The organism is Microbacterium zouquanmingi, from assembly GCF_052266675.1.
GTDB lineage: Bacteria > Actinomycetota > Actinomycetes > Actinomycetales > Microbacteriaceae > Microbacterium.
In genome coordinates this window covers 567107-584514 of sequence record NZ_JBQPRA010000002.1, presented here as the reverse complement: position 1 = coordinate 584514, position 17408 = coordinate 567107, and the positions used below count along the sequence as shown (strand labels likewise).

Below are 17408 nucleotides of genomic sequence, written 5' to 3'. Positions count from 1 at the left end.
GTCTCGACGCTGCTAACAGAAACAGAGGGGAGGGGNCCTCGAAGCGCCCCGGCATCGTCAGATGCCGGGGCGCCTCTGCTTGACACACCGTTGCCTCGCCGTTATAAACAGCCCCGTATGATAGTGGGATATGTCACGTCAACTCACGGGGGGTGAATTCGTGACCGATCTCATCGCATCACCTGGTGCAGAGACCGCTCCGAGCGCAGCGGTTACAGAGGCGTTGCCGCCGAACGATGGCGATCAGCCACTCGAGTGGGCACCTCGCGAGCCCGCACCCAAGAAGCACCGCACCGCCCTCTGGGTAGGACTCGGCGCGGGTGCACTGCTGGTGGCTCTGGGCGCCGCCTCGATGGTCCTTATCGCTCCTGGCACGACGATTGCGGGGATCCCGGTCGGCGGCTTGACCCCTGGCGCCGCCGCTGACGTCGTCGAGTCCCGCCTCGCTGACGTGGAGATCACGCTGACCGATGTCAACGGCGAACCGGTCGTCACCGGTTCCGAGATCGGCGCGAGCGTCGATGCCGCGGCGCTTGCTGATGCGGCATTCACCGAGCACCCCATGTGGAATGTCGGCTCATGGATGTCGGCCCCGATCGCAGGCGACATCGCCCTTGACCCCGCGCTGGCGCACAAGACTCTGCGCGCGCTGGCTCCGACAAGCTACGAAGACGCTGTCGACGCGGCCGTCGTCTTCGATGAGGCCACTGGCACTTATGCGACCACCCCGGCCATCGCCGGAACCGGCGTCGACCTCACTGGCCTCACCGCGGCGATGACCGATGCCGTCGCCTCAGACCACAATGCCGGTGAGTACTCCGGCGCGCCCTCTGAGGCGCCTGCCGCCGTCAGCGATGCCGACGCCACAGACGTCGCCACCAACCTGAACACGATGCTCACCACGCTCGGCTTCTATATCGGAGAAGAGCGCACCGTTCCGGTGGCTCCCGCTGTCGCTGCGACCTGGATCGATGTCGTCGACGAGGACGGCACGCTGCGTGTCGTTGCAGACGAAGCTGCCATCCAAGCAACTGTCGATGCCCTTCCTGCCGCGGTCGATCGCGCACCCGTGTCCGCAGAAACCATCACCAACGCCAACGGCACCGTGCTCAGAGAGCTGACGGCCGGTGTCAACGGACGCGCACTTGGAGACACCAGCACGGTCGCCGCAGACTTCGCCGAGAAGATCGAGGCTGGCGATGCCGTCCAGCCGATCGCGGTCACAGAGACTCCATTCGAGAGCACGGCGCTCGTTCGCGAGATCGACATCAACCTCTCGAACCAGACGGTTTCGGCTATCGAGAACGGCGCTGTCGTCGACTCCTGGTATGTGTCCTCAGGTATCGGCGAGAACGCTACGCACACCGGGTCGTTCCAGATCGGCTGGAAGACCTCCAGCCAGAACATGGGCAACCGCGATCTCACCAAGGCGCCCAACTACTTCCAGCCGGATGTGCCGTGGGTCATGTATTTCAACGGTGATGAAGCGCTGCACGGTGTCTACTGGCACAGCAACTGGGGCAACCCGATGAGCCACGGCTGCGTGGGCATGCCCATCGGAAAGGCCCAGTGGCTGTACAACTGGTCGCCCGAGGGCGTCACCGTCAACGTGCACTACTGACGCCGCCCTGCTCCATGCTGCAGTTCCCTGCTTCGCGCTGCTCAAAACCGTTCGCGCTGCTGATATTTGCGCCGCGCGAACAGGAATAAGCAGCGCGAGCAGGAATGAGCCGCGCGAGCAGCGTGATGAATACGTAAAAGGCCGGATGCTGAAGCATCCGGCCTTTCACGTAATCAGCGTCAGATCGCGTCGATGATCGCGTTCAGCGTCTGCGAGGGACGCATGATCTTCGCGACCTTCTCGACGTCGGGCCGGTAATACCCGCCGATGTCCGCGGCAGAGCCCTGAGCGTCGATGAGCTCGGAGACGATCTCCGCCTCGTCGGCTGCGAGCTTCTCAGCGATGGGGGCGAAGGCTGCCGCGAGCTCGGCATCCTTCGTCTGCTTCGCGAGCTCCTGAGCCCAGTACAGCCCCAGGTAGAAGTGGCTGCCGCGGTTGTCGATCGTGCCGAGCTTGCGCCCGGGCGAGCGGTCCTCCTCGAGGAAGGTGCCGGTTGCGGCATCCAGGGTCTCGGCGAGGACGCGGGCCTTCTCGTTTCCGGTGCGGTTCGCGAAGTGCTCGAGCGAGGCTGCCAGCGCGAAGAACTCGCCCAGCGAGTCCCAACGCAGATAGTTCTGCTCGACGAGCTGCTGCACGTGCTTCGGCGCCGATCCACCGGCACCGGTCTCGAACAGTCCACCGCCGGCGAGCAGCGGAACGATCGAGAGCATCTTCGCCGAGGTGCCCACCTCGAGGATCGGGAACAGATCCGTGAGGTAGTCGCGCAGCACGTTGCCCGTTACCGAAATGGTGTCGAGGCCGTGACGCATGCGCGCGAGCGTGTAGCGCGTCGCCTCTTCAGGGGCCAGGATCGAGATCTGCGCCCCATCGGTGTCGAGGGTTGCAAGCGCCTGGTGCACCTTCGCGATGAGCTGTGCATCGTGGGCGCGGTTCAGGTCGAGCCAGAACACGGCCGGGTCGCCGGTCGCCTGTGCACGAGAAACCGCAAGCCTCACCCAGTCCATGACCGGGATGTGCTTGGTCTGCGTTGCACGCCAGATGTCGCCCGCACCCACGCGGTGCTCGATCACGACATGGCCTTCACCATCGAGAACCTCGACGCGGCCGGCCGAAGCGATCTCGAACGTCTTGTCGTGGCTGCCGTACTCCTCAGCGGCCTGCGCCATGAGGCCCACGTTCGGCACGGTGCCGATCGTGGCCGGGTTCAGCGGACCGTTCGCGATGACGTCCTCGATCACGGCCTGGTACACACCGGCGTACGAGGAGTCCGGGATGACAGCGAGCGTGTCATCCTCTCCGCCGTCGACCCCCCAGAGCTTGCCGCCATTGCGGACGAGCGCGGGCATCGAGGCATCCACGATGACGTCCGAGGGGACGTGCAGGTTCGTGATGCCCTTGTCGGAGTTCGTATACGACAGGCGGGGACCTGCTGCGATCTTCGCGGCGAACTCGTCGGCGATCGCCTTGCCGCCCTCGATTTCTGCCAGGCCGTCGAGGACCGAGCCGAGGCCGTCGTTGGCGCTGAGGCCGGCCGATGCCAGCTGGTCGCCGAAACGAGCGAACACATCCGCGAAGAAGGCCTTCACGACGTGGCCGAAGATGATCGGGTCAGAGACCTTCATCATCGTCGCCTTCAGGTGCACCGAGTACAGCACGTCGTCGCTCTTGGCCGCCTCGAGGGTCTCAGCAAGGAAAGCATCGAGAGCGGATGCTGACAGGAAGGTCGCATCGATGATCTCGCGCGGCAGCACCTTGAGGTTGTCCTTGAGCACGGTGACCGTGCCGTCCTCTGCGGTGTGACGGATCGTGAGGACGTCGTCGTGGGCGGCGACCCAGCTCTTCTCGTTGTGCTTGAAGTCGTTCTCGCTCATCGTGGCGACACGGGTCTTCGAGCCTTCGGCGAACGGCTTGTTCGTGTGCGGGTGCTTCTTGGCGTAATTCTTCACGGCCAGCGGCGCGCGGCGGTCGCTGTTGCCCTCGCGCAGCACGGGGTTCACAGCAGAGCCCTTGATGCGGTCGTAGCGTGCGCGGATGTCCTTCTCTTCGAGCGAGGACGGCTCATCGGGGAAGCTGGGGATCTCGTAGCCCTGCGCCTGCAGTTCGGCGATGGCCGCCTTCAGCTGCGGGATGGATGCCGAGATGTTCGGCAGCTTGATGATGTTCGCCTCGGGCAGTGTGGCAAGGCCGCCGAGCTCAGCGAGCGCGTCGGACACTTCCTGATCAGCCGTCAGCCGCTGCGGGAACGCTGCGAGGATGCGGCCGGCGAGCGAGATGTCGCGGGTCTCGATCTCGATTCCCGCCTTGCCTGCGTAAGCCTGAACGATCGGGAGGAGCGACGCGGTGGCCAGAGCCGGTGCCTCGTCCGTGTACGTATAGATGATGGCGTCGTCGGTCACCGGGAGATTCTCCGTTCACGAGTCAAATTTGTCTCGATACCAAGATACCTGAGTCGACTTATCAACGTTCGCTGACAACTTGGCGCACACACTGCGCAGAGACGTTACCCTGGGCGTATGACTGAACTGCGCGTGGTCGAACTGTCCGCTGCGACGATCGTCGCGGTCAACAACCTGTCTCTCAAGCCAGGGCAGGAGCAGTTCCTCGCACCTGTCTCGTATGGGATCGCCGCTACGGTGATCAACCCGCAGACGTCCTGGCAGCGTGTGGTCCTCGATCGCAACGAGGTCGTCGGCTTCGTCAGCGCCAACTTCGACCCTGAGGCGCCCGAAGAGCATTTCCGCTCCGTGCTGTGGCGCATCAATGTCGATGCCGACGATCAGGGTCGAGGCGTCGGCCGCTTCGCGGTAGCAGCGCTGATCGACGAAGCCCGCTCGCGCGACATGGGCCACGTCGATGTCATCTACGAGGCAGGCGATGGCGGCCCTGGCGCATTCTTCGAGCGCGTCGGCTTCACGCAGGTCGGCGAGACCGAGTACGGCGAGGTAATCGCGTCCATCCAGGTCGCCCCCTAATACCGGCGGCGGGGTCTCGGATCCCCTCCCCCACCGAGGCTCCGTCGCCTTCCTTCGATCGCTGGCATTCTTTTTGTTGCCCAACCCCACAAAAGGGTTGCGCTCTGCCATCGTCTCTGCATATCATTTCGTCGAAGCGCTTCGCGAAACGCTTCGATGAACTGATCTCACCGAGACGATGGAGTCCGCATGACCTCGATCCACGACGTGGCCAAAGCCGCTGGCGTCTCGATCAGCACGGTCTCCTATGCGCTCAGCGGCAATCGACCGGTTTCTGAGAAGACGCGTCGCCGCATTGAGGATGCCGTCCGAGAACTCGGCTACCTCCCCAATGCCGGCGCGCGGATGCTCGCAGGGCGACGCACGCACATCTTCGCACTCACCGAGCCTCTGCGTCCCGATACTCACGCGCCGACGCACATGGCTTTCGTCCTTGCCGCCTCGGTCGCAGCACGCAAGCGCGGCTATGACATCCTGCTCCTCACCGACGAGCAGGCCTCCGCAGGCATGAGCCGCGTCACGGCGAGCGACCTGGTCGACGCCGTACTGGTACTCGACGTCGCCCCCGACGATGAGCGTGTCGAGATCGCTCGCTCGATTCGCACGCCGACGATCTTCATCGGCATTCCCGATGATCACGAAGGGCTGCACTGCGTCGACCTCGATTTCGAGAGTGCTGGCGCTCTGGCGGTCGACCGACTCGTCGATGCGGGACACGAGAACATCGCACTCATCGGGCAGAGCGAAACCGCCTATCGCCGCTCGAACTTCCCGCGCCGGCTCCGTGCGGGCTTCCTCTCCCGCGCCGAGGAGCGCGGCGTTGCACCCGCGTTCAGTGCGAGCGGAGCATCCGTCACCGACAAGCGCATCGTCCGTCGCGCTGTCACCTCCGCACTCGACGAGGGAGCGACAGCACTCGTGCTCCACGCAGCTGACGATGTGCACGAGATCGTCCTGTCCGTCCTCGCAGAACGCGGCCTGCGCATCGGCGTGGACATCTCGGTCATCTCCGCGTGCGCCTCGTTCGACACCACGACGCTGGCCGTTGCCATCGACACCATCCCCCTCATCCCCCAGCTGTCCTGCGATCTCGCCGTCGACCTCGCGGTCCGAAGCCTCGACGAATCGCTTGTTCCGTCTGTACACCTGATTCCTCCCGAGTATCGAGAGGAAGGGTCAGTCGCACCCCCACGGGCGTGACCGATCCGCAGTCGATCGTTGCGCCATGCCCGCTGTCGAAGCGCTTCGATTCCACACCCGTCACACAGCGAACAACACCTGAAAGCACTGCCCGGCACCGCCGGACCCGAGAAAGGAGTGCCGACGATGGCACGATTCACCCGCAGTACGAAGACCCTGGCCGCACTGGCCGCGGTCACCACCCTAGGACTCACGGTGAGCGGATGCTCCGCCGGTGGGGGTGACGACGGAGCATCCGACACCCTGAAGCTCTGGCACTACGAGGGTGCTGACAGCGCGATGGGCAAGGCCTGGGCCGAGGCGATCTCGATCTTCGAAAAAGAGACCGGCGCCACGGTCGAGTTCGAGGAGAAGTCCTTCGAGCAGATTCAGAAGACGGCCAGCCAGGTGCTCGACACCGATGCCGCGCCCGACCTGATGGAGTTCAACAAGGGAAACGCCACCGCCGGCTTCCTCGCATCGACCGGTCTGATCACCGACATCTCTGACGCTGTCGCTGAATACGGCTGGGACGAGAAGCTCGCACCTTCGCTACAGACGACAGCGCGCTACAGCGAAGACGGCGTCATGGGCGGAGACTCCTGGTACGGCGTCCCGAACTACGGCGAGTTCGTCGGTGTCTACTACAACAACGATGCCTTTGCCGCGGCAGGGCTCGAGATCCCCGAGACGTACGACGAGTTCGTCGCTGTCATGGATGCATTCGTCGCACAGGGCATCACTCCCCTCGCCGAGGCCGGCGCGGAGTACCCTCTCGGACAGCTCTGGTATCAGCTGGCGCTGACCCAGGCCGACCGCGGTTTCGTCGACGACTACCAGCTCTATGAGAACCCGGTCGATTGGGAGGGCGACGAGATCACCTACGCGACTCAGACGCTCCAGGATTACGTCGACAAGGGATACATCGCCAGCGACGTCTCGTCGATCAAGGCGGAGGATGCCGGAGTCTCGTTCATCAACGCAACCTCGCCCATCTTCGTCTCCGGCTCCTGGTGGTACGGACGCTTCGTCAACGAGGCCACCGGCTTCGACTGGACGCTGCAGGCGTTCCCCGAGGCGGAGCTCTCGCTGGGCTCGTCGGGCAACCTGTGGGTTGTGCCGGAGAACGCATCGAACAAGGAGCTCGCGTACGAGTTCATCGACATCACCATGCGCCCGGAGATCCAGGCGATCATCGGCAACAACGGTGGCCTTCCGGTCGCCGCTGACCCGGCAGACATCACCGACGAGAAGAGCCAGGAGCTCATCACCGCCTTCAACGGCGTCCTCGATGCTGATGGCCTGTCGTTCTTCCCGGACTGGCCGGCCCCCGGCTTCTATGACGTGATCGTGCAGGAGCTGCAGGGACTGATCACCGGTGCGCAGGACGTCGCCACGACCAACGCCAACCTCGGCGAGCAGTACGACGAAGGAACTGCGGAGTACCGCTGATCGATCGGTGGGGGCGGCTCAACACCGCCCCCACCCTCTCGCAGGGAAAGGCAACCACCATGTCACAACTCACACGCACCAAGCGGGTGCGCCCGCCGGCTGAGCAGCCGTCGATCCCACAGCGCGGCTCCGGCACGAAGGCTTACTGGGCGTACCTTCTCCCGGGCTTCGTCCTGCTGCTGGTCATCGTGATCGTGCCGCTCATCTGGAACGTGTACCTCACCTTCACCAAGTGGAAGGGGGTGCGCGCCCCCGAGTTCATCGGCCTCGAGAACTGGGTGAAGATCTTCGGCGACGACGACTTCTGGACCTCGTTCACGAACTCCATCTGGATGGTTCTTGCCATGGTGGTGCTGCCGACCATCCTCGGACTGGTCATCGCGGCTCTCCTCTTCGATGTCGTAGGGCGAAAGTTCGGCGGGCGCACCGCCAGCTTCCTGCGTGCGACCTTCTACCTCCCGCAGATCCTTCCGGTCGTCGTGGCCGGCATCGTGATCGGCTGGATCGTGCGCCCAGGATCGGACGGAGCGCTGAACCAGATCCTCGGCGCCTTCGGCATCGGTGCGGTCGATTGGCTCGGCAAGATGCCCTCGGCGCTCATCGTGCTCATGGTCGTGCTGATCTGGGTGCAGATCGGCTACCCCGTCGTCGTCTTCATGGCGGCCCTCCAGCGCGTCGACCCCGAACTCTACGAAGCCGCCGAGCTCGATGGAGCGAACTGGCTGCAGCGGTTCCGTCTCATCACGATGAGCATCATCCGCCCCGAGATCTTCGTCGTCACCCTCACCTGCACGATCGCGGCTCTGAAGGTCTTCGGCCCGGTCTACGTCATCACCGGCGGCGGACCCGCAGGGTCAACGCTGGTTCCCGCGTACTACGCGTACCAGGAGTTCTTCACGAAGCGGAACGTCGGCTATGGCGCCACAATCGCCACAGTTCTGACGATCGTCGTCGTCATCGTCTCGATCGTATTCATCCGGGTGCAGAACGCACTCGAGCGCAAAGAGAGGGCGGGACTGTGATGCACGCCACCACTGCCATCGTCACCGGCAAGCACGGGAAGAGCCGCCCCCGCGGGGGAATGACCAAGAAGCGCGGAGTCGACTGGCTGCTGCTCGCGCTCGTCATCATCGGAGCGATCGCTGTGCTCGCCCCGTTCTACCTCGTGCTGGTCAACTCGTTCAAGTCCCCCACCGAGTACGCCACAGCGGGACCTCTGGGACTCCCGGCAAGTCTCGACTTCAGCGGAATGGTCGCGTTCTGGGAGCGCGTGAACTTCCCCGAGAAGGTCTGGAACTCGATCTTCATCTCGGGTGTCGTCTCGGTTCTCGCCGTCGTCATCTCGATGTTCAACGCCTTCGCCATCGGCATCGGCCGCGTGCGCGGACGCAGCTGGATCGTGCTGCTTTTCCTGATGGCGAACCTGCTGCCGCAGGAAGCGCTGCTCTACCCGCTCTACTACATGTTCAAGTCGGTAGGTCTCTACGACAACGTCTGGTCGGTGATCATCGTCTTCACCGTCGTGCAAGCGGCATTCGGCACCTATCTGCTCTCTTCCGTGTACGGCACGTTCCCGAAAGAGGTGCTCGAGGCCGCATCGATCGATGGTGCGACCAAATGGCAGATCCTCTGGCGGGTGGTGTTCCCGATCAGCAGGCCGACCCTGTCGGTGCTCCTCATCTTCTTCTTCATCTGGACATGGAACGAGTTCCTCCTCCCGCTGACGTTCCTGGCATCCAATGCGAATCAGACCGTCCCCGTGGCGATCAGCGTTCTGCAGGGCGACCGGCTCATGGATGTCACCACGACGAGCGCCTCAGCCCTCCTGGGCATCATCCCCACGCTCATCTTCTTCCTCATCTTCCAGCGCACGCTCACGCGTGGCATCACGGCAGGAGCCATCAAATAATGAAGTTCACCGACGGATTCTGGCAGCTGCGCCCAGGCGTCACCGCGCTGTACGCACAGGAGGCGTACGACATCGAGCCCACGTCGAACACCCCGGACGGGCAGGGTCTGGTGATCACCGCTCCGACCTTCGTCATCTCCAAGCGCGGCGACACTCTCAACCGCCCGGTGCTGACCACGACCCTCTCCTCCCCCGCGGACGGTGTGATCCGGGTACGCATTGCACATCACGAAGGCGGCCACTGGCACGGCGGTTTCGAGCTGCCTGGCGCATCCGAAGGCGGAGCGGGAGCAGCATCCGTCACCGCGGCCAGCGGTGTGCTCACCGCTGGCCCCCTGACCGCGCGCGTCACCCCTGGCGCCCCGTGGAACCTCTCTTTCGAGATCGACGGGCGCCGGGTGACCGGCAGCGGACACAAATCGCAGGGTTACCTGCGCGTCGCCCCGGACGCCGAGGTCGACCAGGGCATCGTCGGCAACGCGCGCGCCGCATCGCCGGTGCCCGCCGAGACGACGTTCGTGCACGAGCAGCTCGATCTGGGCGTCGGAGAACTCATCTATGGGCTCGGCGAGCGCTTCGGCCCCGTGGTCAAGAACGGCCAGACCGTCGAGATCTGGAACGCTGATGGTGGAACCTCCAGCGAGCAGGCCTACAAGAGCGTGCCGTTGCATCTCTCCAACCGCGGCTACGGCATCCTCGTCAACGATCCGGGCCACGTCTCGTATGAGATCGGCTCGGAAGCCGTTGAGCGCGTGCAGTTCTCGGTGCCAGGCGAAGTGCTCGAATACTTCGTGATCGCGGGCCCCACTCCGAAGGACGTGCTGGAGCGGTACACCGCGCTCACCGGGCGCCCGCCGGTGGTTCCGGCCTGGTCGTACGGCCTGTGGCTGTCGACCAGCTTCACAACCGACTACGACGAGAAGACCGTCAACTCGTTCATCGACGAGATGGCTGCACGCGAGCTTCCGGTCTCGGTGTTCCACTTCGACTGCTTCTGGATGCGCGAGTTCAACTGGTGCGATTTCGAGTGGGACCCCCGGGTGTTCCCCGACCCCACCGGAATGCTCGAGCGGCTGCACGAGAAGGATCTGCGCGTCTCGGTGTGGATCAACCCGTACATCGCGCAGCGTTCGCCGCTTTTCCGCGAGGCGGGTGACGCGGGGTACCTCGTGAAGCGCGCCGACGGATCGATCTGGCAGTGGGACCTGTGGCAGGCCGGAATGGGGCTGGTCGACTTCACCAACCCGGATGCTGTCGCCTGGTACCAGTCGAAGCTGCGAGGACTCGTCGCACAGGGAGTGGACTGCTTCAAGACCGACTTCGGCGAGCGCATCCCGACCGATGTGATCTGGGCCGACGGGTCAGACCCCGCTCGGATGCACAACCTCTATACCCAGCTCTATAACCGTGCCGTGCACGAAGTGCTCACCGAGGCTCGCGGCGAGGGCGAGGCGGTGCTGTTCGCCCGCTCCGCGACCGCCGGAGGCCAGAGCATGCCCGTGCACTGGGGCGGGGACTCGACCTCGACCTTCGCGTCGATGGCCGAGACGCTGCGCGGGGGGCTTTCGCTCGCACTCAGCGGCTTCGCGTTCTGGAGCCATGACATCGGCGGCTTCGAGGGCACGCCAGATGCCGGGGTCTTCAAGCGCTGGACGGCGTTCGGCCTGCTCGGCTCGCACTCTCGCTTCCACGGCTCGAGCTCGTATCGCGTGCCGTGGGCGTTCGATGAGGAAGCGGTCGAAGTGACCCGCATCTTCACCCACCTCAAGATGCGGCTGATGCCCTATCTGTTCCAACTCGGCGTGGACGCTGCGGCGACCGGTGTGCCGATCATGCGCCCGATGCAGCTCGAGTTCCCTGACGATCCCTCAGTCGCACACCTGGATCGCCAGTACATGCTGGGTGGGAATCTGCTCGTCGCACCGGTGTTCTCCGAGACCGGAGAGGTGGAGTTCTATCTGCCACAAGGTGAGTGGACCTCGCTGCTGACGGGTGAGGTCGTGCAGGGCGGCGGCTGGCGCCGTGAAACACATGATTACACATCTCTGCCTCTCTACGTCCGGCCCGGTAGCGTTGTGCCATGGGGCGCGCGCGAGGACCGTCCCGATTACGACTACCACGATGGCCTGACGCTGCGGGTGTTCCGCGGAGGCTCCGGAACCGCATCGGTAACAGTCACCGCCCCCGACGGTACAAGCCGCACTTACACTGCAGACCTTGAGGAGACCACCGAATGACTTCCATCACCGGTTCCGCTGACTATCGCGACTCCGGTCTCGTCTTCCCGCCCTCGTTCACGTTCGGATCGGCGACCGCGTCATACCAGATCGAGGGTGCGGCTGCCGCGGATGGCCGAACCCCCTCCATCTGGGACACGTTCAGCAAGACGCCCGGCAAGGTCTGGAACGGCGACACGGGAGACATAGCCTGTGACCACTACCACCGCGCCTCGGAGGACCTCGACCTGATGAAGGACCTGGGTCTCGGCGCGTACCGCTTCTCGATCGCGTGGCCGCGCATCCAGCCGACCGCCACCGGCGAGGTCAATCAGGCGGGCATCGACTTCTATTCGCGTCTGGTCGACGGTCTGCTCGAGCGCGACATCCGCCCCGTCGCCACGCTCTATCACTGGGACCTCCCGCAGTACCTCGAAGACGCCGGCGGCTGGACCTCGCGCGCCACCACCGATGCCTTCGAACGCTATGCCGAGATCATGGGCACCGCGCTCGGCGACCGCGTGCACACCTGGACGACGCTCAACGAGCCGTGGTGCTCGGCCTACCTCGGCTACGGCCAGGGCGGCCACGCACCAGGGCGCACCGAGCCGGCATCCGCGCTGGCTGCCGTGCACCACCTCAACCTCGCGCACGGCCGCGCGATCCAGGCGCTGCGGGCAACCTCCACCGGAGACCCCGACTACTCGGTCACGCTCAACTTCCACGTGCTGCGCGGCCAGGGCGACGGTGCTGCCGAGGCGATGCGCCGCATCGATGGTCTCGCGAACCGCGCGTTCACGCATCCGATGCTGCGCGGCGAGTATCCCGCCGATCTGCTCGCCGACACCGCGGAGGTCACCGACTGGTCTTTCGTGCAGGACGGCGACCTTGCCACGATCAACCAGCCCATCGACGTGCTCGGTGTGAACTACTACTCCACGGCGACTGTCCGGCTGTGGGACGGCGTGTCCGAGAAGCAACAGAACGACGGGCATAAGGGCACCTCGGCCGGCACCGCATGGCCGGGCAGCGACCAGGCCGTCGAGTTCGTACAGCAGCCTGGGCCGTACACAGCGATGGGCTGGAACATCGCGCCGGAGGGCCTCGAGGAACTGCTGGTCTCGCTCTCGGAGCAGTTCCCGAAGCAGCCGCTCATGGTGACCGAGAACGGCGCCGCGTTCGAAGACGAGGTCGCAGAGGACGGGACTATTCCCGACCCCGAGCGCACCGACTATCTGCGTCGCCACTTCACCGCAGCGCACCGTGCCATGGAGCGCGGTGTCGACCTGCGCGGCTACTTCGTCTGGTCATTGCTGGACAACTTCGAGTGGGGCTATGGTTACGCGAAGCGATTCGGCATCGTCCGCGTCGATTTTGACACTCTGGAGCGCACGGTGAAGGACTCCGGGCGCTGGTACCAGGAGCTCGTGCACACTCGCTCTCTGCCTGCCTGAGCAGCGCTGGGCTCAGCGGTCCTGGTCGTCGCGCGGACGTTTGCGTGACGACCAGACCGCGAAGGCGGATGCCGCGGCTCCCGCGGCCTTATCCAACGCCTCCGCGGAACGATTGAGCATCTCCTGCGCGCTCTCCTGCCACCCGTTCGCACTGTTCGGGTTGCGGCCAGCAGCGCGCTCTTTCGCTGTGTGCTCAGCGATGTCGAAGGTGCGCTCGAGGCGTGCCACCGCTTCCCGGTATGCGGAGTACTCTTCGATCGAGAGACCGGCGCTCGACGAAGGACGAAGATCACGCGCCGCGCGTGCAGCGGCAAGGAACGCGGCCATCGCCGGATCCTTGCCATCGCTCATGACGGGGTACGCGATGAGCAGTGCCGGGTCGGTCTCGTATGCCATCCAGCGGGCGGTGATCGTGTCGTGGGCCCGGTGCAGTCGGGCGATCGGATAGCGCTCGCGCTGGGATGCCGATGGCACCTCCGCCTGCGCCACGCTCACGCGCACGCGGCGAGCGCGCACATCCGCACGTGCAGCTCTGGCATCCTGCTCGGCCTGCTTCAGCGCACGACGTGCACTTGCCACGTCTAACGCGGATGCTCGAGATGCCGTGCGTTCTGCGACCAGGCGTGCGTGCTCTGCACGGGCGATCTTGATCGCTCTGCGGCGTTCACCGGCGTCGCGCTGAGCGTCGCGCAGATCTTTGCGCGCAGCATCCAACGCCAGCCGGCGGCCGCTGTTCTTGACGCCGCGGCGCACGCCGACGGCGGTGACGGCGCCCGCTCCGACCGCGGTCGGAGCGACCCACCACCACTCGGCAGCCAGCATCCACAACGGATCCACTCTCCGATGGTATCGGTCGCGCGCTGGCCGCCGGCGGTCGTCAGACGAGCGTCTCCTGCCAGGCCGCATGCAGCTGGGCGAACTTGCCGGTTCCGCTGATCAGAGCATCCGGAGTGTCATCCTCGATGATCTTGCCGTGTTCCATCACGAGCACCCTGTCGGCAATCGCGACCGTCGACAGCCGGTGCGCGATGATGATCGCGGTGCGGTCGGCGAGCAGAGTCTGCAGCGCGTCCTGGATGAGTCGCTCTGACGGAATATCTAGGGATGCCGTGGCCTCATCGAGGATCAGCACCGCGGGGTCCGCGAGGAACGCGCGAGCGAACGAGATCAGCTGGCGCTGCCCCGCCGACACTCGCCCGCCGCGCTTGTTCACGTCGGAGCTGTAGCCGTCCGGCAGGGCGGAGATGAACTCGTCCGCACCCACAGCCCGGGCAGCCGCCCTGATCTCGTCGAGCGTCGCATCCGGCTTTCCGAGCGCGATGTTGTCGGCGACAGTGCCGCTGAACAGATACGCCTCCTGTGTGACCATCACGATCGCACGGCGCAGATCCTTCGGATGCAGCGAACGAAGATCCACGCCGTCGAGCGTCACATTCCCCTTCGAGGGATCGTAGAAGCGCGAGATGAGCTTGGCGAGCGTCGATTTGCCCGCTCCCGTGGTCCCTACCAGGGCGATCGTCTGGCCTGCGGGAATGTCGAGCGAGAAGTGCGGCAGGATCGTCTTCTCTCCCGAGTACCCGAACGTCACCTCGTCGAAGTTCACGTGCCCGCGAGACTCCCACAGGTCGACGGGCTCTTCGGGGTCAGGGACTGTCGGGACCTCATCGAGCACGCCAGAGACCTTCTCCAGCGCCGCCGTGGCGGACTGGTAGGAGTTCAGGAACATCGCGATCTCCTGCATGGGCGCGAAGAAGTTGCGCACATACAGCACGGCGGAAAGCAGCACGCCGACAGTCAGCGCGCCGTCGGCGACACGGATGCCGCCCCACAGCACGACAAGCCCCAGGGTGAGGGCCGCCACGGCCATCAGGCCGGGCTCGAACGTGCCGAACAGCAGCATCGAGCGACGGTTCACGTCGCGGTAGTCGCCGGCGACCTTCTGGAAAGCGACGTCGTTGCGCGGCTCCTTGCGGAACGCCTTCACCGCACGGATGCCGGTCATCGTCTCGACGAACTGCACGATCACCTTGGCGCTGATCACGCGCGACTCGCGGAAGATGACCTGGGAACGCGTGTAGAACCAGCGCATCAGCAGCACCAGCGGCACCCCTGCCAGCAGCAGGATGACGCCGGACTGCCAGTCCCACACCATCAGCGCGATGAACGTGAACGCACCGAAGAGCACGCCGGAGACCAGGTTGTTGAGGCCGCCATCGAGAAGCTCGCGGATCGAGTCGAGGTCGCTCGTCTGACGGGAGATGATGCGACCAGATGTGTACGTCTCATGGAACTCGAGACTCAGCCGCTGCGTGTGCAGGAAGATGCGCTTGCGGAGGTCGATGAGCACCGCCTGGGTGATGCGCGCGGCGAGGACGACGTACCAGCCGATCAGTGCCGCAGCCGCAGCTCCCGCGACCAGGTAGACGGTGCCGATCAGGAACGTCGGCATCCAGTCGGCGTTGTCCAGTACCTGCGGCAGAGCCCAGTCGATTCCGATGCTGATGAGGATGGGTCCGGCGACCTGCAGCGCCGTGGAGATCACGAGAACGACCGCGGCCAGGATGATCCTCGTGCGCAGCGGCGAGACGAGCGAGCCGAGCAGCCGCAGAGAGCGCTGACGGATCGCGCGGCTCTCTTCGCGCGTGTAGTTCGAGCGGTCTTCATCCTGGGTGCCGCTCAGCGACGCACTCATGCCTGCACCTCCTCTTCTTCGGTCTGCGTATCGTTCTGCATGTCGATGATCGGAATCGCACCGGTGCGCGCGGCCTCCTCGGCCTCGAGACTGGAGATCACGTGGCGGTAGTGCGAGCTCGATCGAAGAAGCCCCGAGTGCGTGCCGACAGCCGTGATCCGTCCCCGCTCGAGAAGTGCGACACGATCCGCGAGCGCCACCGTCGACGGACGGTGCGCGACGATCAGCGCTGTCGTCTCGGCGAGCACGTGGCGTAGCGCCTCTTCGACGAGCGCCTCAGTGTCGACGTCCAGCGCCGACAGCGGGTCATCCAGCACGAGCACCTTGGGAGCCGCGGCCACCGCGCGGGCAAGAGCAAGTCGCTGGCGCTGACCGCCTGAGAGACTCAGCCCCTCTTCGCCGATCACGGTCTCCACGCCCTCGGGCAGCTCGTCGACGAAGCCGGCCTGCGCAACACCGAGCGCTTCGCGCAGCACACGCTCGCCTTCCGCACTGTGGATGTCGAGCTCGGCGCGTCCGAGCAGCACGTTCTCGCGCACGGATGCGGAGAAGAGCGTGGCGTCCTCGAACGCCATGGCGATGTGTCGACGCAGCTCGACGAGCGAGAGATCGCGCACATCGACACCGTCGAGCAGCACTCGCCCACCCGTCACGTCGTACAGGCGTGCGGGCAGTGTCGTCAGCGTGGTCTTGCCGCTTCCGGTGAGGCCCACCAGTGCCATCGTCTCCCCGGGGCGCAGGACGAGGTCGATGCCGTCCAGGAGGTCGCGCTCGGCGGCTCCGGCATCCTGGTACCGGAAGTGCGCGTTCTCGAAGACCAGCTCACCGCGCGGCTGGCTGATCTGCACGGGGCTTTCCGGGTCTGTGATGCTGTTCGTCTCGGAGAAGATGTCGAACACGCGGTCGGTCGCGGTGCGGGCATCCAGCATGAACGAGAAGAGGAACCCGATCGATTCGATCGGCCACCGCAGCACGGTCGCCATCGCGAAGAATGCGAACAGCTGCGCGGCATCGATGGAGCCCTGCGAGATGAGCCAGATGCCCGACATCAGGCTCACACCGAAAGCGATCTGCGGCATCAGATCGAGGAAGAACCACAGCGCACCGACAGAGCGCGCCTTGCTCATCTCGGTCTCGCGCAGAGTCTCGGCCTGGCCGGAGAAGCGCTTGAGGGCGTGCTGTCCGCGACCGAAGGCCTTGAGCACGCGGATGCCGTGCACACTCTCCTCGACGCTGGTGGCGAGATCACCGGTCTGGTCCTGGCTGCGGCGCGTGAGCACGCCGTAGCGCTTCTCGAACAGGTATCCGCGGATCCACATCGGGATGCCGGTGACCAGGAAGATCACCCCCAGCAGCCAGTGCCAGCGGAACAGCAGCACTGAGCCGATGAGGATCGTGAGGATGTTCACGACGAGCAGGATGAGCCCGAACGCGAGCCACCGGCGGATCAGACCGATGTCCTGCATCATGCGGCTGAGCAGCTGTCCGGACTGCCAGCGGTCGTGGAAGGCGACCGGCAGCGCCTGCAGCCGCGAATACAGCTGCGTGCGCATCTGGTACTCGACCTCGGTGGAGGGCTTGAGGATGAACCAGCGGCGCAGCCACACCATCACCGCCTCGCCGAGCCCGAGTGCGAGAACGGCAACCGCGCCGACGACGATGAGACTGATCTCACCGGACTCGATCGGTCCCCGCAGGATCTGCTCGAGCACGATCGGGATCATCAGGGCGATGATTGCCGCGGCGAGTGCGCTGGCGGCACCGCCGGCGAAGCGCCAGACGACCGGCTTGACGAAGGGGGCGAGGCGCCAGAGCGCCTGAGGAGTCGACAGCGAAGCGGAGTGCGAAGACGGGGAGGAAGACATGACTCTCAAACAAGTTGTGGTGCGGAAGGCGGTCGACGCGACAGCCTT

At 65.1% G+C, this 17408-nt stretch carries 12 protein-coding genes; 8 read left to right on the top strand and 4 right to left on the bottom strand.

Going from position 1 to position 17408, the window contains the following annotated elements; translation table 11 throughout:
• The first annotated feature begins 160 nt into the window (after positions 1–160).
• Entirely contained in the window at positions 161–1621 is a 1461-nt protein-coding gene (locus ACTU6V_RS06795) for a L,D-transpeptidase family protein (protein WP_443475288.1), read from the top strand.
• A gap of 179 nt (positions 1622–1800) precedes the next feature.
• Here ACTU6V_RS06795 and ACTU6V_RS06790 read toward each other — a convergent pair whose 3' ends face one another.
• On the bottom strand, positions 1801–4017 hold the full coding sequence (locus ACTU6V_RS06790) for an NADP-dependent isocitrate dehydrogenase (RefSeq protein WP_443475287.1): 2217 nt from the start codon (positions 4015–4017) through the stop codon (positions 1801–1803).
• A 117-nt stretch (positions 4018–4134) separates the two neighbouring features.
• Here ACTU6V_RS06790 and ACTU6V_RS06785 point away from each other — a divergent pair, with 117 nt between their 5' ends.
• The 7 genes from ACTU6V_RS06785 to ACTU6V_RS06755 all read left to right on the top strand — a co-directional run bounded on the left by ACTU6V_RS06785 (position 4135) and on the right by ACTU6V_RS06755 (position 12803).
• Positions 4135–4593 carry a GNAT family N-acetyltransferase gene (locus ACTU6V_RS06785; protein WP_443467332.1) on the top strand — a complete coding sequence of 153 codons (459 nt, stop codon included), beginning with the start codon at positions 4135–4137 and terminating at the stop codon, positions 4591–4593.
• Positions 4594–4782: 189 nt separating this feature from the next.
• Positions 4783–5793, top strand: a complete 1011-nt coding sequence (locus ACTU6V_RS06780; RefSeq protein WP_443467333.1) for a LacI family DNA-binding transcriptional regulator — start codon at positions 4783–4785, stop codon at positions 5791–5793.
• A gap of 126 nt (positions 5794–5919) precedes the next feature.
• Positions 5920–7224, top strand: coding sequence for an ABC transporter substrate-binding protein (locus ACTU6V_RS06775; protein WP_443475286.1), 1305 nt, complete (start codon positions 5920–5922; stop codon positions 7222–7224).
• 59 nt (positions 7225–7283) lie between these two features.
• Positions 7284–8246 (top strand): carbohydrate ABC transporter permease, encoded by a 963-nt coding sequence (locus tag ACTU6V_RS06770; protein ID WP_443467335.1) that lies wholly within the window; start codon positions 7284–7286, stop codon positions 8244–8246.
• Entirely contained in the window at positions 8246–9133 is an 888-nt protein-coding gene (locus ACTU6V_RS06765) for a carbohydrate ABC transporter permease (RefSeq protein ID WP_443467896.1), read from the top strand. Before ACTU6V_RS06770 ends, ACTU6V_RS06765 begins: the two co-directional genes overlap by 1 nt.
• The gene (gene yicI / locus ACTU6V_RS06760) at positions 9133–11370 is read left to right on the top strand and encodes an alpha-xylosidase (RefSeq protein WP_443475285.1); all 2238 of its coding nucleotides are present in this window, start codon (positions 9133–9135) and stop codon (positions 11368–11370) included. The genes ACTU6V_RS06765 and yicI overlap by 1 nt, the downstream gene beginning before the upstream one ends.
• Entirely contained in the window at positions 11367–12803 is a 1437-nt protein-coding gene (locus ACTU6V_RS06755) for a GH1 family beta-glucosidase (protein WP_443475284.1), read from the top strand. The genes yicI and ACTU6V_RS06755 overlap by 4 nt, the downstream gene beginning before the upstream one ends.
• Before the next feature lie 12 nt (positions 12804–12815).
• On the opposite strand, the gene ACTU6V_RS06750 is transcribed toward ACTU6V_RS06755, so the two are convergent.
• From ACTU6V_RS06750 to ACTU6V_RS06740, 3 genes are read right to left on the bottom strand one after another with little or no spacing between them, the layout of a single operon-like run.
• Positions 12816–13640, bottom strand: a complete 825-nt coding sequence (locus ACTU6V_RS06750) for a hypothetical protein (RefSeq protein WP_443475283.1) — start codon at positions 13638–13640, stop codon at positions 12816–12818.
• A 40-nt stretch (positions 13641–13680) separates the two neighbouring features.
• Positions 13681–15495 carry an ABC transporter ATP-binding protein gene (locus ACTU6V_RS06745; RefSeq protein ID WP_443475282.1) on the bottom strand — a complete coding sequence of 605 codons (1815 nt, stop codon included), beginning with the start codon at positions 15493–15495 and terminating at the stop codon, positions 13681–13683.
• Positions 15492–17360: an ABC transporter ATP-binding protein gene (locus ACTU6V_RS06740; RefSeq protein ID WP_443475281.1), complete on the bottom strand. Its 1869-nt coding sequence runs from the start codon at positions 17358–17360 to the stop codon at positions 15492–15494. Before ACTU6V_RS06740 ends, ACTU6V_RS06745 begins: the two co-directional genes overlap by 4 nt.
• Positions 17361–17408: the final 48 nt, after the last annotated feature.